This is a genomic window from Xanthomonas sp. CFBP 8443 (assembly GCF_025666195.1).
Taxonomy (GTDB): Bacteria; Pseudomonadota; Gammaproteobacteria; order Xanthomonadales; family Xanthomonadaceae; genus Xanthomonas_A.
Genome location: NZ_CP102592.1, coordinates 3,687,332 through 3,711,631, shown reverse-complemented (window position 1 = coordinate 3,711,631; position 24,300 = coordinate 3,687,332). Strand labels below are relative to the sequence as shown.

Annotated in this window: 18 protein-coding genes; 2 read left to right on the top strand and 16 right to left on the bottom strand. The window is 64.4% G+C overall.

Annotated elements, in window-relative coordinates:
* Positions 1-253: 253 nt before the first annotated feature.
* Positions 254-1,078 (top strand): DUF5694 domain-containing protein, encoded by an 825-nt coding sequence (locus tag NUG20_RS15555; protein WP_263395344.1) that lies wholly within the window; start codon positions 254-256, stop codon positions 1,076-1,078.
* Between the two features lie 257 nt (positions 1,079-1,335).
* Positions 1,336-2,475, top strand: coding sequence for an MGDG synthase family glycosyltransferase (locus NUG20_RS15550; RefSeq protein WP_263395343.1), 1,140 nt, complete (start codon positions 1,336-1,338; stop codon positions 2,473-2,475).
* Between the two features lie 1,066 nt (positions 2,476-3,541).
* Here the strand turns inward: NUG20_RS15550 and NUG20_RS15545 are convergent.
* From NUG20_RS15545 to NUG20_RS15470, 16 genes are all read right to left on the bottom strand, one after another.
* The gene (locus NUG20_RS15545; RefSeq protein WP_309917834.1) at positions 3,542-3,790 is read right to left on the bottom strand and encodes a SymE family type I addiction module toxin; all 249 of its coding nucleotides are present in this window, start codon (positions 3,788-3,790) and stop codon (positions 3,542-3,544) included.
* 460 nt (positions 3,791-4,250) lie between these two features.
* Positions 4,251-5,195, bottom strand: a complete 945-nt coding sequence (locus tag NUG20_RS15540; protein WP_263395341.1) for a 5'-nucleotidase — start codon at positions 5,193-5,195, stop codon at positions 4,251-4,253.
* A 70-nt stretch (positions 5,196-5,265) separates the two neighbouring features.
* The gene (locus NUG20_RS15535) at positions 5,266-5,976 is read right to left on the bottom strand and encodes a hypothetical protein (protein ID WP_263395340.1); all 711 of its coding nucleotides are present in this window, start codon (positions 5,974-5,976) and stop codon (positions 5,266-5,268) included.
* An 81-nt stretch (positions 5,977-6,057) separates the two neighbouring features.
* A complete protein-coding gene (locus NUG20_RS15530; protein WP_263395339.1) occupies positions 6,058-6,471 on the bottom strand; it encodes a hypothetical protein in 414 nt (137 codons plus the stop codon).
* A 197-nt stretch (positions 6,472-6,668) separates the two neighbouring features.
* Positions 6,669-7,271: a hypothetical protein gene (locus NUG20_RS15525; RefSeq protein WP_263395338.1), complete on the bottom strand. Its 603-nt coding sequence runs from the start codon at positions 7,269-7,271 to the stop codon at positions 6,669-6,671.
* An 85-nt stretch (positions 7,272-7,356) separates the two neighbouring features.
* On the bottom strand, positions 7,357-7,620 hold the full coding sequence (locus tag NUG20_RS15520) for a hypothetical protein (protein WP_263395337.1): 264 nt from the start codon (positions 7,618-7,620) through the stop codon (positions 7,357-7,359).
* Positions 7,621-7,879: 259 nt separating this feature from the next.
* Positions 7,880-8,077, bottom strand: a complete 198-nt coding sequence (locus NUG20_RS15515) for a hypothetical protein (RefSeq protein WP_263395336.1) — start codon at positions 8,075-8,077, stop codon at positions 7,880-7,882.
* Between the two features lie 242 nt (positions 8,078-8,319).
* Positions 8,320-8,484 carry a YodC family protein gene (locus NUG20_RS15510; protein ID WP_263395335.1) on the bottom strand — a complete coding sequence of 55 codons (165 nt, stop codon included), beginning with the start codon at positions 8,482-8,484 and terminating at the stop codon, positions 8,320-8,322.
* Between the two features lie 94 nt (positions 8,485-8,578).
* Positions 8,579-8,842 carry a DUF1652 domain-containing protein gene (locus tag NUG20_RS15505; protein WP_263395334.1) on the bottom strand — a complete coding sequence of 88 codons (264 nt, stop codon included), beginning with the start codon at positions 8,840-8,842 and terminating at the stop codon, positions 8,579-8,581.
* 343 nt (positions 8,843-9,185) lie between these two features.
* Entirely contained in the window at positions 9,186-11,033 is a 1,848-nt protein-coding gene (locus NUG20_RS15500; RefSeq protein ID WP_263395333.1) for a glycoside hydrolase family 35 protein, read from the bottom strand.
* A gap of 138 nt (positions 11,034-11,171) precedes the next feature.
* A complete protein-coding gene (locus tag NUG20_RS15495) occupies positions 11,172-13,514 on the bottom strand; it encodes a GH92 family glycosyl hydrolase (RefSeq protein ID WP_263395332.1) in 2,343 nt (780 codons plus the stop codon).
* Positions 13,515-13,640: 126 nt separating this feature from the next.
* A complete protein-coding gene (locus tag NUG20_RS15490) occupies positions 13,641-15,089 on the bottom strand; it encodes a glycoside hydrolase family 125 protein (RefSeq protein ID WP_263395331.1) in 1,449 nt (482 codons plus the stop codon).
* A 170-nt stretch (positions 15,090-15,259) separates the two neighbouring features.
* Positions 15,260-17,869, bottom strand: a complete 2,610-nt coding sequence (locus NUG20_RS15485; protein WP_263398501.1) for a glycoside hydrolase family 3 C-terminal domain-containing protein — start codon at positions 17,867-17,869, stop codon at positions 15,260-15,262.
* A gap of 134 nt (positions 17,870-18,003) precedes the next feature.
* Positions 18,004-20,703 (bottom strand): beta-mannosidase, encoded by a 2,700-nt coding sequence (locus NUG20_RS15480; protein ID WP_263395330.1) that lies wholly within the window; start codon positions 20,701-20,703, stop codon positions 18,004-18,006.
* A gap of 16 nt (positions 20,704-20,719) precedes the next feature.
* Positions 20,720-23,203, bottom strand: coding sequence for a family 20 glycosylhydrolase (locus tag NUG20_RS15475; RefSeq protein ID WP_263395329.1), 2,484 nt, complete (start codon positions 23,201-23,203; stop codon positions 20,720-20,722).
* A 39-nt stretch (positions 23,204-23,242) separates the two neighbouring features.
* Complete coding sequence (locus tag NUG20_RS15470) at positions 23,243-24,298, bottom strand: glycosyl hydrolase family 18 protein (RefSeq protein WP_263395328.1); 1,056 nt, start codon at positions 24,296-24,298, stop codon at positions 23,243-23,245.
* Positions 24,299-24,300 lie beyond the last annotated feature (2 nt).

The window sequence follows — 24,300 nt, the reverse complement described above, 5'->3', positions numbered from 1 at the left end:
CAAGTGAAGTTTGTGGCTGGGTCGCTGAGCGGCGAGCGCGTGTTCTGTCGCCCTACGGATGCGCTGTGCGTGGGGTGGCAGTCGGCAAAGCGCTGAGTCCTTTGGACGTGGTAGCAGAAGCAGCAGCACAATGGCGAGGTCGTGTGCCGGCTTTTGTCTGCCCAAGCCGGCAATCAGCAACCCCTATGCCCAACGCTCAAACGGGTGCTCTAATGCCGGAGCCGCCATCGGCTTACCGTCCTGGAGCAAAACCTTGAACGCCCATCGTTTTTTTGTCGCAGCTCTGTCCGCTTGCCTGACCACGTTGCCCGGGCTCGCCGCCGCCGCGACGCAGGCGCCCGTCGCGCCGGCGACTGTGATGATGCTTGGCTCGTTCCACTTCGAGAATCCGGGGCGGGACATGGTGAAGTTCAAGGTCTCCGACGTGATGTCGAAAGACAACCAGGCCTACCTTGCGGGCCTTGCCGCACGGATCGCCGCGTTTCGCCCCACCGACGTACTGGTGGAGTGCGAGCCGTCCGAGCAGGCGAACTACGACGCCGCGTTTGCCCGCTACCGCGACGGTCAGTCGACCCTGCCGGCTAACGAAGTCCACCAGATTGGCTTCCGCGTCGCCAAAGCCTCGGGGATTGCGGGAGTGACGTGCTTCGACGAGGGCCAGGTCGGCTGGGAAGCCGATCCGATGTTCGATTTCATCAAGGCGAACGACCCGGCCATGCAGGCGGCGATGGATGCCACGTTCAAGGATCTTTCCGCGCGCGCCGATCGCGAGCAATCGACGTTGCCGCTGCACGAGCTGCTGCGCCTGACGAACGATCCCGCGCGCGACCGCGAAAACAAGAATCTCTACATCCGCACCAATGCCGTGGATGCCGGTGGCAGCTTTGCCGGTGCCGACGCTGCGGCCAGTTGGTGGCACCGCAACTTCCGCATGTATGCCAACGTGCAGAAGGCCGCCCAACCCGGCCACCGCGTGCTGGTGATTGCTGGATCCGGCCACACCGCGATCCTCAAGGACCTGCTGGCGATCGACATGCAGCGCACTGCCGAGGACGTGAGCGGGTATCTGGCGCCGTAAGTCGACCTGGCGTTAAGGGCAATGGTGGGGCTCGACAGTGGGGCCAGAGGAATATGTGCTTGAAACTGATATTTCCTCTGGCCGTTGTTGGCGATCCTCATTGGTGTGGTAACCGTGAAGATCGCGCCATGCGCGCGTTTTGCAGACCAACGCCGCTGCACGATGTTGATTGCCAAGAACTAAAGCTGGGGAAACCTCAAAATCTGCGCCCTGTTTTCCCAATTTAATCCCCCGACGCCAACCACCGACCTCCAGCCATGACCAAAGTTCTGATCCTCAGTGTAAGCGCCGGCAATGGCCACGTGCGCGCAGCGCAGGCGCTCGCTGCCGCCGCACACTCTCTCGCTCCCTCGTGCACGGCTGTACATATCGACGCCATGGCCAATGTGTCAGGGGCGTTCCGCAGTGTCTACGCCGATTGGTACATCCAGCTCGTGAATCGCGCGCCCGAACTCTGGTCGTATCTGCATCAGCGCAGCGACGTCACGCCGCACCACGCGGCGTCGCAGCGCTTGCGCCGCGGCATCGAGCGACTGAGCACCGGCGCGCTGCTGCGCGAGATTCGAAACGCGAAGCCCGATGCCGTGATCTGCACCCATTTCCTGCCGGCCGAGTTGCTGATGCGCGAACGCAGGAACGGTCGCCTCGACTACCCCGTCTGGTTGCAGATCACCGACTACGACCTGCACAACATGTGGCTCGTTCCCGAGATGACCGGCTACCTGGCGGCGAACGAAGAGGTCGCGTTCCGGCTTCGCGCACGCGGCATTCCGGCCGACCGTGTGCACGTCACAGGAATTCCGGTGATGCCGGCATTCTCGAAGCCCGACGCCCCTGCGCTGGAGCGCGACGCTTGCGCGGCCGCCCTGGGGCTGGAGCCATCGCATGCCACGCTTTTGATGGCGTCAGGCGGCGCTGGCGTTGGCGATCTTGCGAGCATGGTCGAACGTGCATTGGGCATGGCAAGCGATTTCCAGGTAATCGCCGTGGCGGGCCGCAATGCCGAAACGCACGCCAGACTGGCGGCGCTGGCGCTTCGCCATCCGGGCCGGATGATTGCGGTGGGCTTCACCGACGAGATGCACAAGCTCATGGCCGCTGCCGATCTGGTCGTCACCAAGCCCGGCGGCCTCACCGTGTCCGAATGCCTGGCGCTGGGCAAGCCGATGCTGCTGATCTCGCCGATCCCTGGCCAAGAAGAACACAACGCAGGCTTCCTGATGGAAGAAGGCGCGGCATGGCTGGCCTACGATGACATTGGCCTCGACTACAAGATCGAACGGTTGATGGCCGATCGGCCGAAATTGCGAACCATGGCCGCGTGCAGCCTTGCGCTCGGCAAGCCCCAGGCCGCAGCGACGGTGCTTCAACGTGTGCTGCAGAGCGTGCCCGCATGATGCGGGCTGCAGATAGAGCGCCCATCCGCCGCACACTGGTCTACCTGGCCTCCGAGGGGGCTGCCATCCCAAGAGAGTTCATCGACACTGGTTGTATCTCAGCCTAGCCGTTGAACCGCCGTATGCCCTCTAGCGCCTGAGTTAAGCCGGCCTGCGAAGCGGGTTCGGCTTGACTGAATTGTTAGGCAGCAGCAGCCCGAAAGCGCCGAGCTGCCCGCTCGAATGCAAACGCCAAACCTGGTTGAAGGTATGGCTTGCTCTCCGCAAACAGCCAAGATGCCAGCAGGTCAGGGGCAAAATCCGGCTCGCCACGTGATGTCAGAGAGAATAGCTGCCTGTGAACGCGATGTTGTATCTCATTGAGGTCGCGGAGCAACCTGGGGTTGGTGACGCCAGGGCCTTGGAACTCGTATGAGGAACGTCCAAGGATGGTGAGTTCGTGACCCAATAGCGTAAGGAATTGGGCTTGCTCTGCAGGCGAGAGGTTCGAAAGAAGCTTTTCACAGGCTTGCTGGGTCATTGCCGATTCTGCCTAACTACTGTTCGACGAAAAAATGTGTGTAAAACGGGCGTGTAATACTTCAACGAATTGTCAGGCACCAAATCCACCCACGAGAGGAGCGGGGAATGGGCCACGGTAGTCGGTGCCCGCAACGGGCTCAGCACGCCACCCGACGAAACCGCTAAGTGCCACGTGCTGAAGTTGAGCGACACATCCTAGGATGGTGCCAGGCTCGTCTGTGTCGTACAGAAACACCAGCATTCGGTCATGGGCATCGATGGCAGCCAGCTTGTCCCGATCCAGTGCGTAGTAGCTCCTGTCTCCGTTGCCCGCCCAGCCACAGGCATTGAAGTCGCACCAGACGAATGGCATTTGCTGGGTTGGTAACTGACCTTCCATTTAGGGCCTACTATTTGACGATAAAATGGTGTGAATCCAGCGGGTCGGGTTAGAGATTGCAGAGCGCATCGTGTGTAGCCTGGCGCCGCCTCTCTAAAAGCCGCGGCATATGCTGGGAGGGTATGTGGCCACACACAACGGGTGCCTCGGCGGGCGGCGGGCGATTCAATCCTTGCCGGCTGCCGTGACCACCAATTGGCCATCGCGCACTGTGATGCGCAGCGTGCTGCCGATGGTGAAGCCCAGTTCCTCCATCCAGCGGCCGCCCAGGCGCAGCGCCGGCGTGCGCTTGCCGTTGACGGAGTGGCCGCAGCCGACGGTGCACTGCTGCGGCGGGCGTGGGCGGCGGGGTGCGCGCGATGCGCGGGCACGATCGGCGGCCTCGGCGGCGGCGACCTGTTCGGGCGTCAGCATGGGGATGAGCGCCGATTCGGCGATCGTCCACTGTGGGCAGTGGCGATGCTTGTGCGACTTGCGCTTGCGGGGAGCGGCGGGGCGGGGTGACGGTTGACGCATGGCACAGCCTCCTTGGCAGACAGGAACCCGCGCCGAACGGCGACGGGATGTCGGGAGGCTAGAAACCGCAGAGAGCCGGCGGGCGTATTCCCCTTGCGGGTGTTGTATTAGCCGCCCTCCCGACGCAGACAGCGCGTCGGCTTGTCCCTGCGAATTGCAGGCACAAAAAACCCACCGGTTTGACGGAGGTGGGTACCGCTCTCTGAGGAGTTTCTAGGCTCCTTGGAGGGAATGGTGCTACTGGATTTTAGGAATGTCAACTGGATTCGAGGCTGTAACGCGAAGACGCGTTTTCAAGGGGGGCTGGCCTCGATATCTCTTTACGTCAGCTTAGACGAATTGTAAGCACGCATACTGCTTACTCGGCCAGCCGCGGCTGGTTAATGACGCCGAATGGTATATGGACAGATGGCACGACCGCGCTCGCTGATTTTAGATGGCCAGACTGATCATCGAAGAATATGTGGGGCTTGAGTACCCCAAGAATCTTGCTTTTCTCGATGCCGCCGAGAAAGAACGCATCGTTTGCCATGACGCCCCACTTCTTTAGCGTATTTAGGGCGCGCTCATGGGACGGCGCGTTTCGAGCCGTGACAATCGAAACGCGAATGCGATTCTCATAGTCTGGGTGAGACGCCTTGTACTTTTCCTCCGCTGACTGAATCTTCGACACCCTGACGAGAAACTCCTTCAATGGACCGGGGTTGTGTGCTTGCATGACGTTCCGAACTTCGTGCGCGTGGAACTCTGTTAGACCAGATTGCTGCATAACAGACTCCGATTCGTCGCCGGCCAAGACACCATCGAAGTCGAACGCGATACGAAGCGTCTTGTCTTCGTCGTCGTCGCTGAACTGCGAATCCAGGACTTGGCCCGCAGGGTGTCCCGCTTTGATAGCAGCGTCTACGTCATTTTTATTGGCGGAAAGGAAGAGCGCAATGTTGAGTGCGGGAATGTATTCGTAAGGAGATCGGCCCTGCATAAAAATGGCCCGTGTCATGCCGAGCCCGTAGTGCTCAATGGTTTTCATGACGCGGAGTCCGGTGTCCGGATCGTTGCGAGACAGTAGCACTACCTCTACAAAGGGGTCTGCTTGGTCGGGACTCAAGTCATTGATCGAAAGCAGCCGTTTGATAAAAGGGAAGGCGATGCCCTTCGGCAAAGCGACGTTGAGATTCTTCTCTTGAAACCTGCGGTATTCCTCTTCTCCGTGGCTCTTAAAAACGGTGTCAGAGTCCCCTAGGTCAAAGACCGCACTCGATGCCACGCCAATCACCAGCCGGTTGTCCAGTTCGTAAGGCATTATAATCTCTGTTCCGTTTGTTTCTGCGCGTTAATGTCTGAGGTGCGCCGCGTGCCGTAGGCACGTCGGGTTAGCCCGCGATCCGCTCAAAGATGAGAGGTAGCCCTTCATGCGACTTCCACATGGCCAGAGCAGATAGTGCCAGTGGAAAGAGCATGTCGAGCAACCAAAGACTGAGAAAGCGTGCCCTCAATCGCCAAGAGAGACGACTAGCCTTTGCTACCGTTAAGCGCCAATGTCCAATCAAAGGGCGCATCTCTTCGTGGAGCTGAGAAGTATGCTCCTGAATGGACGCGAGCTGACCCTTCGTATTTTTAATTGCTTCTTGGAAAGCAACCTGCGACTGCATGTCGCTCTCGATCACTATACTGCCCAACCTACTCGTGGCGTTGGTGACTTGCTCGCCGGTGGAATTCACGTGTGCTTCAAGCATCTTGACGAGTTCCAGGTATGGCGCAACCAAGAACCGCTCGCGTTTGAATTTCCAGGCAGCGTAGTCAACAGATGCATAAAGAACGAATCCAGCGAGAAAGTACAAAACAACGACACAGGCAAGGCCCTTCGTTATTACGACGCCAAGTGTTGAACCGGTAACAGTTTGAAGGCCCAGAAATCCGTTCACCTGCAGGTCGAGTGCAGCGATAAGAAGTGCTCCAAAGCTCGCTGCGACTAGGTTCCTCTTCGCCTTGCGCGCCTCATCACTAAATGGATCTTGAAAAACTACGTCATTGAGGTTGTTGTCGGTGATTGCTTTGTAGACGTCAGCACGAATAAATGACATGAGTTCCCTATGGCGGGTCAACGCCTAAATTAATCCAACTCAACAAAGGGTGCGGAGGAAATATGTGCTTGAAGTGGATGCTTACTCTGGCTGCTTTGTTGGCTGGTTATTAAACAGCCTTCCCAGAATTGAAGATTGAACGCTTGGGTGGAATTCCTCATACATTGTATTGAAGCGAACGTTGTTCTTTTCTTTTGGCTTTGGGATGCGAAATTGCTCGGTGACTAGCCACTTGATGTTGCGACCAGTAGCGACCAGCGGGCTGTTAGTTATAATTATCTCATCCGCGACAACGCCAATCGCTTTAACAAAGATATCAGGACTGGTTGGTGAGAATGACTTCAGATAAACTATATCGCCAACTTTAAGTGATCGGATGAACTGATGTAACTCAGGAGCTTTGGTGCAGTCCCAGCCAGGTCCCGCAATATTGCCTGAAATGAACGAATCGCTTACATCCTCGTCGTAGTAAGCGCCTATTCCAAAGATCGCCATAAGCTCCCATCCCTTCCTTGATTCTAACTTCTTAATTAAGCCGCGCCGCGAAGCGGGTCTGCTCGCATGTATTGTTAAGTGATTGAGTCAAGAAAATATCAGCCCAGCGTCAGTGGTTAGTGGTTCTGATCACGTTCGCGGTATCCTACGTGTAACGGGTCAGGTTCACTTAGGAAGTCAACCTGACCCCGTTTCTGCTAGGGGCGTTGCCCATAACGGCTGGCGACTGTTGAGAGCTCTTTCCAAGAAGCACCAGGCCCAAAGAAACGCGTGGCAATCTTATCTCCCACCTCTTCTACACGAGATAGCACGAACTTGCGTACCTTTGCTACTAGATTCATGAAATTTCGAACGGTTTGTTTGGAGTCGCATAAGAGAACAACTGAAATGGTCGCAAAGCCGTTAATTGAGCCCCCAATTGGAGCATGTAGGTAAATGTGTTCGCCCTCTTCATCGGCCACGGCGTGGGCAAAGAACGTATTGCGGATCGTCCTTATGCCGGCATGGGTCTCTAGGTTGGTGGGAGTTAAGTCGGAAATTGACTCAATGCGAAGGCGGCGATAGCGCCCCGGTGAGAAACAGCGCATATATGTAATTACCGCAAAACAGTAATTGCTTCGCGTAGAAGTGGTGCTTCCAATCCGTGCCACCCTGGAATTGCGAGCACGCCCGAGAGAGCTGTGAACTAGCTTAAGTGCCTGATCCACTTCTCTGAGCCGGTGATCAAGCAACAGCCATTCCTCAAGCTCGCGCTTGTGTGTGTCATCAAACTCGGTAATGGAGTATGGAGGTCGCTTCATACGTACCTAACGTCCAATCGGGGGTGGCTCAGAAATCGGGGCGAATCAACCTGACCTCGTTTTCGCATACTTTTTGCTGATCTTCTCAGTTTTGAATGCAGAGCCTCGACTTTTCAATTGTCTTCTTTAATGTGTATATCGCAATTTCAAATTCAACAGCGCCCTGGTTGATGAACCTTAATGCATCAAGGCTTTCAGATAGCTTAGGAAGGTCTTGTTTAAGTTCCGAACACGTCATTTCATCGAATTCAGCTTGAATTTCCTCTTGGGCTTGAATTAGGTTTGCTTGGTCGTCTGCAAATGCCGGGATGGATATTATAAGGGTTGTGAGAAAAATAATAAGTTTCATGGAATATCCTTTGATGGGGATGGTGAAGATATCACTTGGCGTCTAATTGGTGCCTAACGTTTGACTTAGGCTGGTTGCTATAGGTGGGTCTGCTTGAAGTGGGTGCTTGTCCATCTCTCGCATGCAAGCCAATATTGCTTGGTTATTCATTGTGCTGTTGCTCCGATGGCTTGGCGCCAGGCGGCTCAAAATCCTGATGGCAGAAAAAATTTATTCTGATGACTTAAGCGGACTGCCCTAGGGGCGCTTGAAGCAAGGATTAGTCATCGCCGGGAGGCTCCGGAGTAACAATCGTGAAGGCTTTACTGAGGGGAAAAATGTGCTTTGGAATGTCTGTAGGTTCATCAACAAGGCGAAGCTGGTTAAAGCGTGCACCGAACACTTCATCGATGACCAAAGGAACGAAGGTCTCGGCCTCCACCTCAATCGATTCACCGACTAACGGGGTCAGGTTCACTTATTTATCGGTTGAGTTGGATGATTTGCGCGGGCGGTATGCGGGCTTAATGCCTGCGAAGCACTGGGTTTTGGCTTGGATTCTGTAACTTGTCAGGTTCACTTAGGAAGTCAACCTGATCCCGTTTCTGGCGTGCAATTCTCGTAATCGAGGTTACTAGAGTTTCCCTGATAAGGCCTAACACCCAAGTTAAGCCGCGTCGCGAAGCGGCGTCGGCTTGGACGAATTGTTAGCGCCCGGACTCAGACACGCTCAAGCACGACAAGAGCGTACCGCTGACCGCGTGGCTCGCCCTTTGCATCAAACCACTCGCAGTAGGCGTCACCTTCTTCCACCCAAGCAACGGTCATCTTGGGGCCGCCACTCTTAAGCGACACGATGGATCCCGGAACAATGTCATTCGCCATTTGAAGCTCCTTGGTTGGGTGCAATGAAACTGGAAACGGGGGCTAACGCCTGAGTTAAGCCGACCCGCGAAGCGAGTTCGGCTTGAATGAATTGTTAGGTTGCGAGCAGCTTGATATCGGGCATCTGCCAAGGCTCAAGCTGGGAACCCATATGATGAGATAGATCGTCTCTGAGTCGGTGCAGTAAGGCGCCAAGTCGATCTGAATCGGTGAACTCGTCTTTGGCAATATCAGTCAGTTTGAGCAGACTTTCATCCGCATCATTCACGACGTTTATTCGCATCCTCTCGTCATAGTCATAGATCTCTGCACCGCAATGCAACGGGAAAAAAGCTCGTCGCACAATGTCGAGAGCCATCTGTCCTGATACTTGAGTCACGTCAATCCCTCCCTTGCAACCTAACTACTATTCGACGACAAAATGGTGTGTAAAACGGGTGTGTAGCGCGCCGATACCGTCACCTTTCGGAGCAGCACGCAGCCTGAATTCAATCTTTCGCCAGTTGCACTGCCGCATAATCCCTGCGTCTAACCCCACCGCCATCCCCAGTGCATCCCCGCACCAGGCCGACGCTATCACTTGTTGACGGCCGTCACAAGTTAAAGGCCGCTCGGCGTAACCGCCGGCGGCCCTAATTTGTAGACAAGTTGTTTGATGCCGCGCCACCCAGACTTACCGGATGGCGCATTCCACGAATAACTCAATTACCCGGCGTACTCCAAACCTGCCCCTTAACCCCACGCACCCTCGCATTCGCCGCACTATCCAGATCGAACACAATCACGCTGTTCTCGCCCTTACGCTGCATCGGCGCCGGGAAATACAACGCCCGCTGCGGCCCGATGTTCCAATGCCGCCCCAGGTTATGGCCGTTGGCCCAGGCGAAGCCTTTGCCGAAGGCCTGCATGTCCAGGAAGGTATCGGTGGGCGTGCCGATCTTGACGGTGCCGCGGTGGAAGGCGGGGCCGTCGACCTTGGCGGTGGTCCAGCCGGTGAGCTTGCTTGGGTCGTCCATCGGCAGTGGGAAGGTCTGCCAGCCGGTCAGCGGCTTGCCGTCGAGCAGGACGGGATCGACCAGGCCGGCGCGGCCGTCGGCCAGGTGGGCGCCGTAGTTGATGCGGCCGCCGTTTTCCACCAGCACGTCGATGGTGTGGGGGCCGGCGGGGATGTCCACGTCCACGGCCACCTGCTGCAGGCGGCGCTCGGCGCTGCCGGCCAACTGGCGATCCACGTAGACGCGGGCGTAGTCGCGCACGTCGCCCAGGTACAGGCTGCCCTTGCGCGGGCCGGTGACGGTGGTGCGGTAGAGGATGTAGCCGTAGGCCTGGCCGAAGCGCTCCATCGGTTGCGGGGTGTCGGTGGTGGCGGCCGGCGCGGGCAGGTTGTCCCACAGCGAGGCGGATTCGCGCAGCGGGGTGGCCGGCAGCTCGGCGAAGCGGATCGGCTTGGGCAGGGCGGGCGGTTGTACGCCGGTGACGCGGGCGATGGCGTCGCGGAACAGGGCGAACTTGGGGGTGGGGCGGCCGGCTTCGTCCAGCACGGCGTCGTAGTCGTAGCTGGTGGTCTGCGGGGCGTAGTGGTCGCTGGCGTTCTTCTGGAAGTTGGCGCCGTTCATGAAGCCGAAGCTGGTGCCGCCGACGAACATGTAGAGGTTGGCGGAATGGCCCTGGCGCAGGATCCATTCGAATTCGCTGGCCTGCTTGGCGCCATCGGTGGCGGCGTGCTTGGCGCCCCATTGGTCGAACCAGCCGGCCCAGTATTCGCCCACCATCTGCGGTTGGCCGGGGCGGAACTTGGCCAGGGCGTCGAAGGCGCTCTTGGCTTCGCCCGGGGCGAAATTCACGACGGCGAGGGTGTCGGGCAGGGTGCCGTTGGCGAGTACGTCGGCGCCGTCGGAGGTGAACAGCAGGGCCTGGTCGAAGCCGGCCTTGACGAACATGGCGCGGTTGGCCTGCATGTAGGCGTGGTCGTCGTTGTAGGAGCCGTATTCGTTCTCGACCTGCACGGCGATGATGGGGCCGCCGTTGCGGTTGAGCTTCGGCTTGACCTGCGCGGCGACGGCGTCGAGGTAGGCCTGGCTGGCGGCGAGGAAGCGCGGGTCCTGGCTGCGCACGCGCATGCCCGGTTCGGCGAACAGCCAGGCGGGGTAGCCGCCGGCTTCCCATTCGGCGCAGACGTAGGGGCCGGGGCGCAGGATCACGTTCAGGCCCTGCGCGGCGGCTTCGTCGATGAAGGCGGCGACGTCGTTGTTGCCGCTGAAGTCGAACCGGCCTTGGCGCGGTTCGACCAGGTTCCAGAACACGTAGGTCTCCACGGTGTTCAGGCCCATGGCGCGCGCTTTCTGCAGGCGGTCCTTCCAGTAGGCGCGCGGGATGCGCTGGAAGTGGATGGCACCGGAAATGATCTGGTAGGGCTTGCCGTCGCGGGTGAAGTGCTCGCCTTGGGTGGTGAAGGCGGGCCAGGGCGTGGTTGCGTGCGTCGGCTGTGCGAATGCCGGTAGGGAGAGCAGGAGCGACAGGGCAAGGGCGGACAGGGAGTGGCGCAGCATGTGGGGGTCTCTGGCGGGGGCGTTGGACTTTTGTAGGAGCGGCTCTGGGTGGCCTCGGGCCATTAGCCGCGACAGAGTGCTACCGGAGAGTCTCGGTCGCGGCTGAAGCCGCTCCTACAGGGGCGAGGAGGGTGCGCTTCAAACAAACGACGGCGGCAGGTCTTCCTTGGCGGCGCCGAAGGCGGGATTCGGCTTCGGGCCCATCTCCAGTTCCAGGGTGCCGCCGGCGGCGAGGTCGGCGTGGCGCAGCCAGCTGCGCGTGTACGGCTTGCCGTTCCAGCGGGCGCGCTGGATGTAGACGTTGGTGGCGCTGTTGCCGTGGGCGACGATGCTGAGGGTGCGGCCGTTGCCGACGTCGACGTCGGCGCGCTTGAACAGCGGGCTGCCGAGCACGTAGGTGGCGCTGACCGGGTCCACGGCGTAGAAGCCCAGGGCGCTGAGCACCATCCAGGCGCTCATCTGCCCGCAGTCCTCGTTGCCGGACAGGCCGTTGCGCGCGTCGTGGTATTGCTCGCGCAGCAGCCGCCGCACCATCGCCTGGGTCTTGTACGGTTGCCCGGCGTAGGCGAACAGGTAGGCGACGTGGTGGCTGGGTTCGTTGCCGTGCGCGTACTGGCCGACCAGGCCGTCGATGTCCGGCGGGGCGTCGGCCGGCAGTTCGGAGCTGGTGGAGAACAGTTCGTCGAGCTTGGCGACGAAACCGTCGCGGCCGCCGAACAGTTCCATGTAGCCGTACAGGTCGTGCTGGTTGAGGAAGGTGGCCTGCCAGGCGTTGGATTCGGTGAAGTCGCGCCATTTGGCGATGTGGCCCATCGCGCGTGGATCGAACGGGGCGGCCCAGTCGCCGTTGCTCAGCCGCGGCTGCACGAAGCCGCTGGCGCGGTTGAACACGTTGCGGTAGTTGCGCGAGCGTTCGCGCAAGGCGCTTGCGTCCTTGGCGGCGCCGGCGGCCTGCGCCAGGTGCGCCACCGCCCAGTCGTCGTAGGCGTATTCAAGGGTGCGGCTGACCGCTTCGTCCACCGTGTCGCTGGGAATGTAGCCGAGCTTGCGGTACTCGCCCAGGCCATGCTTGGTGTCGTCCATCGCGCGCTTGCGGTAGGCCGGCCAGGCGGCGGCGTAGTCGATGCCGGTGAAGCCCTTGGCGTGCGCTTCGGCCAGCACCACGGCGGAGTGGTAGCCGATCATGCAGCCGGTCTCCACGCCCTGCAGCGGCCAGATGCCGACGCCGTCCGGGCATTCGTTGGCGCCGCGCACCAGGCACTGCACCAGGTCGGGCACGCGTTCGGGCTGCACCAGGGTCAGCAACGGATGCAGCGCGCGGTAGGTGTCCCACAGCGAGTAGGTGCTGTAGTTGTGGTAGCCGGCGGGCGCCTGGTGCACCTGCAGGTCCATGCCGCGATAGCGGCCGTCGGTGTCGCTGAACAGGGTCGGCGCGAGCAGGCTGTGGTACAGGCCGGTGTAGAAGATGCGGCGTTGCGCGTCGTCATCGGTGTCGATGCGCACCCGCGCCAGTTCCTTCTCCCATGCGGCCACCGCGGCGGCGTGCACGCGCGCGAAATCGAAGTCGGGCAGTTCGGCGTCGAGGTTGGCCAGCGCGTTCTCGGCGCTGACCGCGGAGATGCCGACCTTGGCCAGCAGCGGCGCGTCGGACGCGTCGGGATAGTGCAGCGCCACCTTCAGGTGGGTGCCGTCGGCCTGGCGCGCGGCGGCGGCCAGCGGCTGGTCTTCGGCGTAGAGCTGCGCGTTGGCGAATGGACGCGACAGGCGCATCGCAAAGTAAATGTAGCGGCCCTTCGCCCATTGGTACACGCGGCGCCCGCCGGTGAGGGTGCTGGCGTCGACGATGCGCAGTTGCGCGTCGCTGACCCGGGTGGCGATCTCGGGCTTGTCCTGCATGCCGTGGCACAGGTCCAGCAGCAGGTGCGCCGGCTTGCCCTTGGGGAAGTGGTAGCGGTGCAGGCCGGCGCGCGCGGTGGCGGTTAGCTCGGCGTGCACGCCGCTGTCCTTCAGGCGCACGCGGTAGTAGCCGGGCGAGGCGGCTTCGTCGGCATGGTCGTAGCGCGAGCGGTAGCCGGCGTCGGGATCTTCCAGCGTGCCTGGCACCAGCTTGACGTCGCCGGTGGCGGGGACCACCAGGAAATCGAGCATGTCGCCGATGCCGGTGCCGGACAGATGGGTGTGCGAGAAGCCCATGATCGAGCCGTCGGACTCGTGGTAGCCGGAGCACGAATCCCACACCGCGTTGTAGGTGTCCGGGCTCAGTTGCACCATGCCGAACGGCAGCGTGGCGCCGGGAAAGGTGTGGCCGTGGCCGCCGGTGCCGATGAACACATCGACGTGGCGGGTGAGCGCGGCCTTGGCGCGCGCGTCGGCGGGCAGCGCGTAGCTGCCGGCGCGCGCCTGCGCCAGGCGGGCGATGCCGCTGCTGCCGAACAGGGCCAGGGCGATGGCGCCCTGCAGGAAACCGCGTCGTGTGGCCATGGTGCTGTCCTCGGGGTGTGCAGCGGAGAGGGAGGGTTTTCTGTAGGAGCGGCTTCAGCCGCGACCGTGGCGTTACCGGTAAGACCCGGTCGCGGCTGAAGCCGCTCCTACAGGGGGCGGTGGTGGTCAGGCTTTCAGCAGATGCGGCTTGCGTTGGTGCAGGTCGATGATCAGTTCGCCGAACAAGGTGTTGGCCCAGGCGAACCAGTCGCGGGTGAATTTGCTCGGGTCGTCCTTGTCGAAGGCTTCGTGCATGAAGCCGGTGCCGGCGTCGGTGTTCTTCAGCCAGGCCAGGCATTGGCGGATCTGCGCGTCGTCGTCGCTGGCCAGCGCGTATTGCATGATCGCCATCGGCCAGATCGTGCCCATGCCGCTGTGCGGGCTGCCCACGCCGGTGGCGGCGCGGCCCTGGTAGAAATACGGGTTGCGCTCGCTCCACGCCAGCTGGCGGGTGCGCAGGAACAGCGGGTCGCGGCGATCGCAGCAGCCCAGGTAGGCCAGGCTCAGCAGGCCCGGCGCGTTGGCGTCGTCGATGAACAGCTGGTTGCCGTAGCCGTCCACTTCGTAGGCCCAGAACGCCTGGCCGTCGGTATCGCGCATCTGCCCGAACTTACGCGTGGCGGTCTCCACTTCGTCGGCCAGCGCGCGGCACTCGGCGGCGAGGGCGGCATCGCGGTGCAGCGTCTCGCTCATCGTCGCCAGCTGGCGCAGCGAGGCTACCGCGAACAGATTGGCCGGCACGAACAGCGGATACACGCAGGCATCGTCGGACGGGCGGAACATCGAATGGATCATGCCGTTGGGCTTGGTCGGCTGGCCGTAGCCTTCCAGCACCAGGGTCTCGGTGGCCAGCGGCGAGGGGCGTTGGAAGCTGTAGGGGCCGCGGTCGTGCAGGCGCTGCTGTTCGCGGAAGGTCCTGACCACCACGTGCATCGCCGCGCGCCAGTCGTCGTCGAACGGGGCGGTGTCGCCGCTGGCGCGCCAGTACTCGTGCGCGAGCCGGATCGGATAGCACAGCGAATCGATTTCCCATTTGCGCTCGCCGACGCCGGGCTTCATCTCGGTGATGTCGGCCACCGACCATTTCAGGCGCTGGCTGGTGCCGTCGGGCAGGAACGCATTGGCGTAGGGGTCGAGCTGGATGCAGGCGGCCTGGCGCTGGATCAGGCCATGGAACATGCGCCGCAGCGCCGGGTCGCGCTTGGCGAGCGGGATGTACGGATGCACCTGCGCGGAGGAATCGCGCAGCCACAGCGCCTCGATGTCGCCGGTGATGACGAAGGTGTCCGGCTTGCCGTTGCGGGTGCCGGTGCGCACGGTGGTGTCGAGGGTGTTCGGGTAGCAGTTCTCGAACAGCCAGGCCAGGCGCGGGTCGCCGATGTCGGCCTTGACCGTGCGCAGGTGCTTTTCCACCGCGGCGCTGACGAAGTGGCGTTTCGCCGGCGGCGGGCGCTTGCTGGGCAGCGTGGTCGCCGAGGCGCTGGACGCGGCGGCGAAGCCGGGCACGGCGGTGGCGAGCAGGCCGGCGCCGGCGGTGGTGCCGAGCAACTGGAGAACATCGCGGCGGGAGGGCATGTGGAGCTCCTGTGTGTCGTTGTGCGTGGCGACGTGGCGACGTGGCGGTGGCTGTGCGTTGCGTTGCTTTCTGTAGGAGCGGCTTCAGCCGCGACCGGGTGTTACCGGTAACGCCCGGTCGCGGCTGAAGCCGCTCCTACAGAAGAGCAGTCGCGGCGTGCATCCGCTGGTCAGCGCGGCAGCGGTGCGCTGCCCTGGATCGAGAATGCAGCCTCGCCGCCGGGGGCGTCGGTGCCGGGCTGGCCGCCGCCGACGAACACGCGGTAGTCGCCCGGCTGCACCGTGCGCTGGCCGGCGCGGTCGACGTCGCTCAGCTGCCGAGGGTCGAGCGTGAACTGCACCTCGCGCGTTTCGCCCGGCTGCAGGTGCACGCGCTGGAAGCCGACCAGTGAGCGCAGCGGCGATTGCGGGCGTTGCGGATATTGCAGGTACACCTGCACGACCTCGTCGCCGGCGCGCGTGCCGCTGTTGCGAACCTGCGCGCTTACCTGCAGGTTCGCGCCGGCCTGCAACGCCGTGGTGGACAGTTGCGGCGCGGTGTAGGCGAAGCTGGTGTAGCTCAGCCCGCTGCCGAACGCGAACAGCGGTTCGCCCTTGAAGTAGCGGTAGGTGCGGCCCTTCATGTCGTAGCTGACGTACGCCGGCAGGTCCTTGGTGGAGCGGTAGAAGGTCACCGGCAGGCGGCCGCCGGGGTTGACGTCGCCGGCCAGCACCTGCGCGATCGCGGTGCCGCCGGACTGCCCCGGGTACCACGCCGCGACGATCGCGTCGGCGTGCTGCTTGGCCCAGTTCAGCGCCACCGCGCTGCCGCTCATCAGCACCACCACGAGCGGCTTGCCGCTGGCCTTGGCGCGTTCCAGCAGCGCCTGCTGCGCCGCGGGCAGGGCGAGGTCGTTGCGGTCGCCGCCGTCGAACCCGGGCACGTCGATGCGCAGTTCCTCGCCTTCCACGTCCGGCGACAGGCCGACGAAGGCGACCACCGCATCGGCCTGCGCCACCGCGCGTTCGGCCTCGGCCAGTTGCGGCGCGGCCGGCGCCAGCCATTCCAGGCGCAGGCCCTGGTCCTGGCCGCGGTGCTCCAGTTCCAGGCGGATGCGGCGCGGACGCGTGTCGTCGAAATGCAGCACGGTCTCGACGTTGCGGCCGTCGGCGTTGTGCATGCCGGCCGGCAGGTGCTTGTCCTCGGCGTTGCCGGCGACCACCAGCTTGTCGTCGATGTACAGCCGCACCGGATCGTGGCCGGTGCAGTCGAAGCAGCGCGCCACGCGCACCGCCAGGGTGTAGTCGCCCGGCCCGGGCGGCAGCAGTTCGCCGCTCCAGCGCACCGAGTAGCGGTCCTTGTCCACGCCCTTGGCCGGCGCCACGTGATCCCAGTTGAAACTGACCACGCGATCCTGGCGCTGCGTACGCGGCTTGCCGGCCAGATCGACGTTGTCGAAATACTCGCCACGCAGGCCGGGCTTGCCGTCGCTGCGCAGGGCGGTCTCGGGGATCATGCCCGGCACGCCGGCGGCGAGTGGCGCGCCTTGCGCGTAGCTCACGATCGCGGCGCCGAAGCGCTCGCGCAGGCCCAGCAGCGGCGTCACCGGCGCGGCCGAGGTGCCCTGGTAGTTGGCTTCCAGCGCGGCCAGCGCGTCGGCGTTGGGGCCGAGCACCGCCAGCCGCACGCCCGGCTTCAGCGGCAGCGTGGCGTTGCGGTTCTGCAGCAGCACGATCGACTGCTGCGCGGCCTGCAGCGCCAGCGCGCGGTGCGCGGCGCTGTCCACGTCCTTGGCGCCGAGCCGCGCGTACGGGTCCTTGCGCTGCGGCTGCAGCTCGCCGAGCCGGTAGCGCGCGGCGAACAGGCGCACCAGCGATTGGTCGAGCAGGGCTTCGTCGGCGTCGCCACGTTCGATCGCCTGGCCCAGTTCGCTGTAGGCGTGGCCGCAGTTGAGGTCGTGGCCGGCCTTGAGCGCGGCGGCGGACGAGCCGGCGTTGTCGGCGCGGAAATAATGGAACTGGGTCATGTCGTCGACCGCGTCGCAGTCGGAGACGACGAAGCCCTTGAAGCCCCAGTCGCCGCGCAGGCGGCCGTTGAGCAGCCAGTCGGCGGCGCAGGCCGGGGTGCCGTGCAGCGAGTTGTAGGCGCACATCACCGAGCCGGCGCGGCCGTCGACGATGGCGGCGCGGAACGCGGGGGTGTAGGTCGCTTCCAGGTCGCGCGGCGATACGTCCACGTCGAAGCCATGGCGGCCGGGTTCCGGGCCGCTGTGCACGGCCAGGTGCTTGGGCGTGGCGATGGTGCGCGGGTGGCTGAGGTCGTCGCCTTGCAGGCCGTGGATGAAGCCCACCGCCAGTTGCCCGGTGAGGTAGGGATCCTCGCCGTAGGTCTCCATGCCGCGGCCCCAGCGCGGGTCGCGGAAGATGTTGATGTTCGGCGACCAGATGGTCAACCCGGCGTAGCGCGGGTGGTCCTTGCCGGGGCGGCCGGCGAGGTTGAACTTGGCGCGCGCCTCGGTCGAGGTGACGGTGCCGACCTGCTCGAGCAGGGCGGTGTTCCAGGTCGCGGCCAGGCCGATCGCCTGCGGGAACACGGTGGCGTAGCCGTTGCGGGCGATGCCGTGCAGGCCCTCGCTCCACCATTCGTAGGCCGGTATGTCCAGGCGCGGAATCGCCGGCGCATCGTTCATCGCCTGCGCCACTTTTTCCTCGCGGGTCATCTTCGCCACCAGCGCGGCGGCGCGGTCCTCGGCGTCGTCGGCATGGGCGAGCGGCGCAGCGGCCAGCCCAAGCAGACACAGCCCCTGCGAAATCCCCTGTAGGAGCGGCTTCAGCCGCGACCACCCGCTATCCGCATCGCGCCGCACGCAACCGCTCGCATTCCCACGGATTTCATTGCGCAGCGACGCAGGCCGGCCGATCTTCGCCACCCGCATCACTTCGCCTCCGCCGGTTCGGCCGGCGCGCCGGCCAGCGTGGCGGCCAGGTCGCGGACCTGCAGTGCCGCACGCAACTGCTCCAGCGATGCGCTGCTGCGCACGTGCACGGTCAGCGGTTCGCCCGGCAGCAGGTCGAAGGCGTTGTCGGACAACGTGGCATCCAGGTCGCCGAACCCCAGCCACACCTCGCGCGCCAGCGTGGCGCTGGTCAGGGTGATCGCATAGCCGTCGCCGTCGGCGCGCAGCTCGCTGCGGATGTCGGGGCTGGGCAGCTGCAGGCGCTTGGCCGCGTCGAAGAACACCAGGTTGCGCGACAGCACGCGCGCGCCATCGAGCAGTTCGAACACCGCGAAACTGCGCTTGGGATCGGCGCGGCGCAGCAGCTGCGCATCGCTGAAGCTGCCCACGCGCACGCTGGACAGCGGCGCCAGGGTCACCGGCTTCTCGCTCTTGCTCAGCACCTTGCCGGACACGTCCATCACCCGCATGCGCCAGCGCGCGGCCAGCGGCACGGTGCGGTCGGACACCAGCGACACCTCGGTCTGGCCCTTGTCGTTGCGCAGCGCGGCGATCAGTTCCGGCGCGTAGAAGCGCTTGGCGTGGTAGTGCAGCGCCTTCCAGCGGCCGAAGTAGTCCAGGCTCGACCACGAGGCGCCCGGCCACACGTCGTTGAGCTGCCAGTACAGCGAGCCCATCGACTGCGGCCGCGACGCGCGCAGGTGCTCGGCAGCCAGGGCGATGCCCTCGGCCTGCATCAGCTGGCTCAGGTAGACGAAGCTCTCGAAGTCCTTGGGTTCGCCGAACTCGCGGCGGATGTACAGCAGCAGGCGCTGGTTGCCGTTGCCCTTGTCGAACTTCTGGTGCGCGCGCATCACCGGCGATTCCGGCTGCAGGTCGCCGGGTTCTGCGAACGCGCGGATCGTGCGCATCTCCGGGAACGACTGCAGGCCGTACTCGGACATGAAGCGCGGGGTCACGTTGAGGTATTCGGTGACCGGCAGTGCCGGGCCGCCCCACACCTTCCAGTAGTGCATGTCGCCGTCGTCGGGCTGGTCGGCGCCGCCGTCGAAGTCGGTGCCGGGCGAGGTCGCCCAGTACGGGGTGTCGCTGTCGTACTTGCTCACCGCTTCGCGCAGCACGGTGCCGAACAGGGTGGTCATGCCGCGTTCGATGCGGCTGCGTTCTTCCGGATCGATCGACTGCTTGAACTTGACCCGGTCGCCCCAGTTCTCCCAGCCGGTCTGCACTTCGTTGTTGCCGCACCAGATCACGATGCTGGGGTGATCGCCCAGGCGCTTGACCTGCGCCTCGGCCTCGGCGCGGGTGTTCTCGCGGAACGCCACGTCGTAGGGCGGGATCGCGCCGCCGAACATGAAGTCCTGCCAGATCATGATGCCCAGGCGGTCGGCGTCCTCGTAGAAGCTGTCCGGCTGGTAGTGGCCGCCGCCCCACATGCGCAGCATGTTCATGTTGGCGTCGCGGGTGGACTGCAGGATGCCGCGCATGCGCGCCGCATCGACGCGGCTGGGGAAGCTGTCGAACGGAATCAGGTTGGCGCCCTTGGCGAACACCGGGATGCCGTTGACCACGATCGCCAGGCCCTTGCCCCACTTGTCCTTCTCGCGGCGCAGCTCGACGCTGCGCAGGCCGGTGACGCGCTGGGCGGCGTAGCTGTCGCCGGCGGCGTCGCGGATGCGCGCCTTGAACGTGTAAAGGTCCTGCTTGCCGTAGCCGGCGGGGAACCAGCGCTGCGGCTTGGCGATGCGCACCGGCACGGTCAGGGTGTTGCTGCCGGGATCGAGCACCGCTTTCTGGCTCAGCTGCGCCACGCGCTGGCCGTCGGGGCCGACCACGTCCAGCTCCAGCTGCACCTCGCCGCTGCGGCCGGCCTGCACGTCGAGTTGCGCCAGCAGCTGCGCGGTGTCGGCATCGACGCGCTGCTGGGCGATGTGCAGGCCGTCCACGCGCAACGCGTCCCACGCTTCCACGCGCACGTCCTGCCAGATGCCGGCGGTGACGATGCGCGGGCCCCAGTCCCAGCCGAAGGTGTACGGCGCCTTGCGCACGTAGGTGGAGCTGTGCCGCGCCAGCGGCTCGTCGCCGAACGCCGAGTCGTAGGCGCCGGGCAGCGCGTACGGCTGCTTGGCCAGCCACGGCTGGATCTTCTTGATCGGCGAGAACAGCCGCACCTCCAGCACGTTGTCGCCGCGCTTGAGCAGCGGCTTGGCGTCCACGCGCCACTGCCGGAACATGTTGTCGGCGGTCAGCAGCTTCTTGCCGTTGAGGTAGACCTCGGCGTAGGTGTCCAGGCCGTCGAACACCAGTTCCACGTGCTCGCGTGCGAGCAGTGCGGCATCGGCCTTAAAGCGGGTCTGGTACTGCCAGTCGCTCAGGCCCGCCCACTGGATCTTGGCCTCGTTGTCGCGATAGAACGGATCGGGCACCACGCCGGCGGCGATCAGGTCGGTCTGCACCGTGCCCGGCACCTGCGCCGGCAGCCACTTCGCCGCCTTCGGGAATTCCTTGGCGCGCGCCTCGCCGGGCGCCAGCCGCACCTGCCAGCCTTGTTGCAAGGACAGCGAGGACGGTGGCGCGGCCTGGCCCAGCAGCGGCAGCCCCAGCGCCAGCAACAGCCCGAGCCGGGCGGGGAAGCGCGAGCGCGGCGCGGAACGGGGACGGCGGTGGGGCTGGGTCATGCGGAGGTCTCCAGGGTCAGCGCGTGGCGGCGGGGGGCGCCTGCGCGGTGGTTTCGATCAGATGGACGGCACCGATGGCGTAGTACGGGCCGTCGATGCGTGCGGTGGAGCGCAGGCACAGGTCGTGCGTGCCGCTCTGCTTCGGCAGCGGCGCTTCCAGCGAGAACTGCTCGCCGAGCGCCTTGCCGCCCGGCAGCGGGATCCGCGCCAGCAGCTTGCCCTTGCAGTCGCCCAGGCGCACTTCCAGTTCGCCGTGCGCGGTCTTGGCCGGGTAGCGCTTGACCTTGACCTGGTCGTGCGCCAGCCCGTAGTTGCGCGCCAGCCGCGCCGCATCGATGCGGATACTGCCGATGCCCTCCAGGCGTGCGTCGGCATAGCGCCAGCAGCTGCTGAACAGGTCGATGTTGAACACCGGTGCGTCCTTGCCCGGCAGGTCCGGCAGCAGCGGCACGCGCAGGCCCAGGCTGCCGTCGGCGCAGGAACTCAGGCCCTGGGTGTCGCGGCTGAGCAGGCCGGGGCGGTCGAGGATGCGGGTGCGCGGGGCGGCCAGCAGGCTGCCGTCGTCGGCGAAGGTGGCCACGCGCACGGTGGCAGGCAACGCGACCTCGAACGGCGCGGTGTAGCGCGGCGAATCGGCCTTGGGCTCGCTGCCGTCGGTGGTGTAGCGGAAGCTGCCGAACTTGGCCTGGTTGCCGAGTGCGATGCTGGCCTTGCCGCTGTCCAGCGCGGCGTTGTCGCCGCCCTGGATGACGATGTCCGGCGCGAACGCGCCGTCGCCGTAGTCGATGCCGAGCGCGCGGTAGCGGTTGAGCTGCGCCGGCAGGCGCTGCAGGAAGCCGTCCCAGCTGCGCACCGCCATCGGCGACCACGCCGCCTCGGCCAGCGCGCCCAGGCGCGGGAACAGCGCATGGTCGATGTGCCAGGCCGAGGGGATGTATTCGGCCCACAGCGCGGCCTGCGCGCCGAGCACGTGCTTGGCTTCCTCGGCGCTGAGCGCGGCCGGCACCGGATCGAACTCGTAGACCTTCTGCAGCGGCAGCACCGCCAGGCGGCCGTTGGGCTCGTCGTTGCGTGCGCTTTGCAGGTTGTCCAGGTACAGCCAGCCGGCCGGCACCAGCACCACGTCGTGGCCCTGCTTGGCCGCGGTCACCGCGCCGTCGACGCCGCGCCAGGACATCACCGACGCGCTCGCCGGCAAGCCGCCTTCCAGGATCTCGTCCCAGCCGATCAGGCGCCGATCGTGCTTGGTCAGGTAATCGGACAGCTGCTGGTTGAACCAGCCCTGCATCGCGTGCGCATCCTTGACCCCGAGCTTGCGCATCTGCGCGCGCACCGCCGGCGACCGCTCCCACTGGTCCTTGACCGCCTCGTCGCCGCCGATGTGGATGTATTGCGAGGGGAACAGCGCCAGCACTTCGTCGAGCACGCCCTGGATGAAGGTCATGCTCTTTTCGTCGGTGTCGAACAGGTAGGGATTGACGCCCCAGTCGACCGACACCTTCGGCCGCTGCCGGGTCACGCCGACCAGTTCCGGATACGCCGCCACCGCCGCCTGCGCATGCCCGGGCATGTCCAGCTCGGGCACGATGGTGATGTGCCGCGCGGCGGCGTAGGCCACCAGGTCGCGGATCTGGTCCTGGGTGTAGAAGCCGCCGTAGCTTTCCGGCACGCCTTGCGTGCCGGCGCCGGGCGGGGTGCGCCAGGCGCCGATCTCGGTGAGCTTGGGATAGCGCTTGATCTCGATGCGCCAGCCCTGGTCGTCGGTCAGGTGCAGGTGCAGCACGTTGAGCTTGTGCTCTGCCATCGCGTCGATGACGTGCTTGACCGTGTCCGGGCCGTGGAAGTGGCGGGCCACGTCGAGCAGCAGGCCGCGCCAGCCGAAGCGCGGCCAGTCGCGGATCTTGACCTCCGGCACCTCCACCTCGCCCTTGCCGGCGTCGGGCGTGAGCAGCTGCCAGGCGCTCATCGCGCCGTAGAACAGGCCGCGCTCGTCGCGCGCCTGGATCAGCATGGTGTTGCCGTCCACGTCCAGCGCATAGCCTTCCGGCGCATCCACCCCGGTGTTGGGGTTCATCTGCAGGCGGATGCTGCCGTTGGGCGGAATGGTCTCGGCACGCACTTCCAGCGCCAGGCCGCGGGTGCTTTCCAGCAGCGCGGCCAGCTGCCGGGCCACGCGCATCGCCGCTTCGTCGTCGGTCGGCACCGACAGCGTGCTGCCGGTGCCGATGGTCAGCGTGGCGTCGCCGCGCTTGACCTGCGCCGGCGCCGGGATCAGCGGCAATGGCGCGCTGTTCGCCGGCTTTGGCGCTGCGGGGGCCGGCGCCGCGGCCGGCTTGGCCGCGTCCGCGGTGGCGGGGGCCTCGCGGCCGCAGCCGCTCAGGACGGCAGTGAGTGCGAACAGGGCAAGCCCCAGCCACGTGGTGCGAAAGGCCGCCGCGGCGCCTGCCGGGGCGGTCGTCGGGCGATGTGGCGTGCGCGGGGGTGCACTTGCTGCAGTCATGCGGTCTATCTCGTGCCTGGGGGCCTCTATCGTAGTGGATCAGCGCGAGGCGGTCGGCAGCTCGTCCCACACCTTCGGGTCTTCGGCGCCGAGCACCCAGCAGCTGAAGCCTTCCAGGCCGTACTGCTTGACCATGTCATAGCGCGCCTTGAAGCTGCGCGCGTCCGGACGGAACACCCACTCGCGCATGTCGTCGCGGTAGAAATAGAACCACGACTCCTGCTCCACCGGATCCCACTGCACGGTGGCGTTCTGCTCGATCGCCAGCGGGAAGGATTCGTCGGCGTCGATGTAGGTCGCCGAGATGTTCGACGCTTCGGTGCCGTCTTCCTTCACCGGGTTGCCGGTGTACCAGCGGTAGCCGTAGGTGGCGATGCCCAGCGACAGCTTCTCCTTCGGCACCTGGGTCAGCGCGTAGTCCAGGTGCTTCTTCATCCACACCATGCCGTCGACCGGGCCGGGCGTGGTCCATCGGGTGTGCTGGTCGTAGGTCATGATGCTGACGAGATCCACCGCCTGGCCCAGCGCCTTCAGGTCGTAGGCGCCGCGCCAGTATTCCCACATCCACTTGGAGAACTGGCCGCCCTCGCCATAACCCGGCGCGTTCGGCACCACCGCCACCGACATCTTGAAGCCGGCCTTGTGCAGCGCATCGGCGGTCTGCTTGACCATCAGCGTATAGGCGTCGCGGTCGGTCCAGGCGATGTTCTCGAAATCGAACTGGAAGCCGTAGTAGCCGTGCTTTTTGCCGTGGATCAGCAGCGAGGCGATCATGCGCTTCTTCGCATCCTCGTCGTGCATCAGCTTGTGGAAGCCGTCGCGGCCGGTGGTCATCGACAGGATCGGCATCACCCGCAGCTTCTTCTGCTTGGCGATGTCGTAGATGTACGCATTGGGGGTGCCGTTGACCAGGCCGTTCTGGTCAACGCCGTACCAGGTCGGCACCACCACGTCGATCTTGTCGACGTTGGCCAGGAACGAATTGGTCGATTTCTGCGTGCTCATCAGATAGAACAGCGCGGTCGGGTTCTTGGCCATGGCCGGGGCGCAGACCATGGCCAGGGCAAGCAGCAGCCCTGCGAATCGCTTCATCATCG

Excerpts from the sequence above, each read along its gene's own strand:
- NUG20_RS15470 (WP_263395328.1), bottom strand. The coding sequence starts at position 24,298 with ATGATGAAGCGATTCGCAGGGCTGCTGCTTGCCCTGGCCATGGTCTGC.
- NUG20_RS15500 (WP_263395333.1), bottom strand. The coding sequence starts at position 11,033 with ATGCTGCGCCACTCCCTGTCCGCCCTTGCCCTGTCGCTCCTGCTCTCC.
- NUG20_RS15480 (WP_263395330.1), bottom strand. The coding sequence starts at position 20,703 with ATGACCCAGCCCCACCGCCGTCCCCGTTCCGCGCCGCGCTCGCGCTTC.
- NUG20_RS15550 (WP_263395343.1), top strand. The coding sequence starts at position 1,336 with ATGACCAAAGTTCTGATCCTCAGTGTAAGCGCCGGCAATGGCCACGTG.
- NUG20_RS15530 (WP_263395339.1), bottom strand. The coding sequence starts at position 6,471 with ATGGCGATCTTTGGAATAGGCGCTTACTACGACGAGGATGTAAGCGAT.
- NUG20_RS15525 (WP_263395338.1), bottom strand. The coding sequence starts at position 7,271 with ATGAAGCGACCTCCATACTCCATTACCGAGTTTGATGACACACACAAG.
- NUG20_RS15535 (WP_263395340.1), bottom strand. The coding sequence starts at position 5,976 with ATGTCATTTATTCGTGCTGACGTCTACAAAGCAATCACCGACAACAAC.
- NUG20_RS15510 (WP_263395335.1), bottom strand. The coding sequence starts at position 8,484 with ATGGCGAATGACATTGTTCCGGGATCCATCGTGTCGCTTAAGAGTGGC.
- NUG20_RS15545 (WP_309917834.1), bottom strand. The coding sequence starts at position 3,790 with ATGCTGACGCCCGAACAGGTCGCCGCCGCCGAGGCCGCCGATCGTGCC.
- NUG20_RS15540 (WP_263395341.1), bottom strand. The coding sequence starts at position 5,195 with ATGCCTTACGAACTGGACAACCGGCTGGTGATTGGCGTGGCATCGAGT.
- NUG20_RS15490 (WP_263395331.1), bottom strand. The coding sequence starts at position 15,089 with ATGCCCTCCCGCCGCGATGTTCTCCAGTTGCTCGGCACCACCGCCGGC.
- NUG20_RS15520 (WP_263395337.1), bottom strand. The coding sequence starts at position 7,620 with ATGAAACTTATTATTTTTCTCACAACCCTTATAATATCCATCCCGGCA.
- NUG20_RS15475 (WP_263395329.1), bottom strand. The coding sequence starts at position 23,203 with ATGACTGCAGCAAGTGCACCCCCGCGCACGCCACATCGCCCGACGACC.
- NUG20_RS15505 (WP_263395334.1), bottom strand. The coding sequence starts at position 8,842 with ATGGCTCTCGACATTGTGCGACGAGCTTTTTTCCCGTTGCATTGCGGT.
- NUG20_RS15495 (WP_263395332.1), bottom strand. The coding sequence starts at position 13,514 with ATGGCCACACGACGCGGTTTCCTGCAGGGCGCCATCGCCCTGGCCCTG.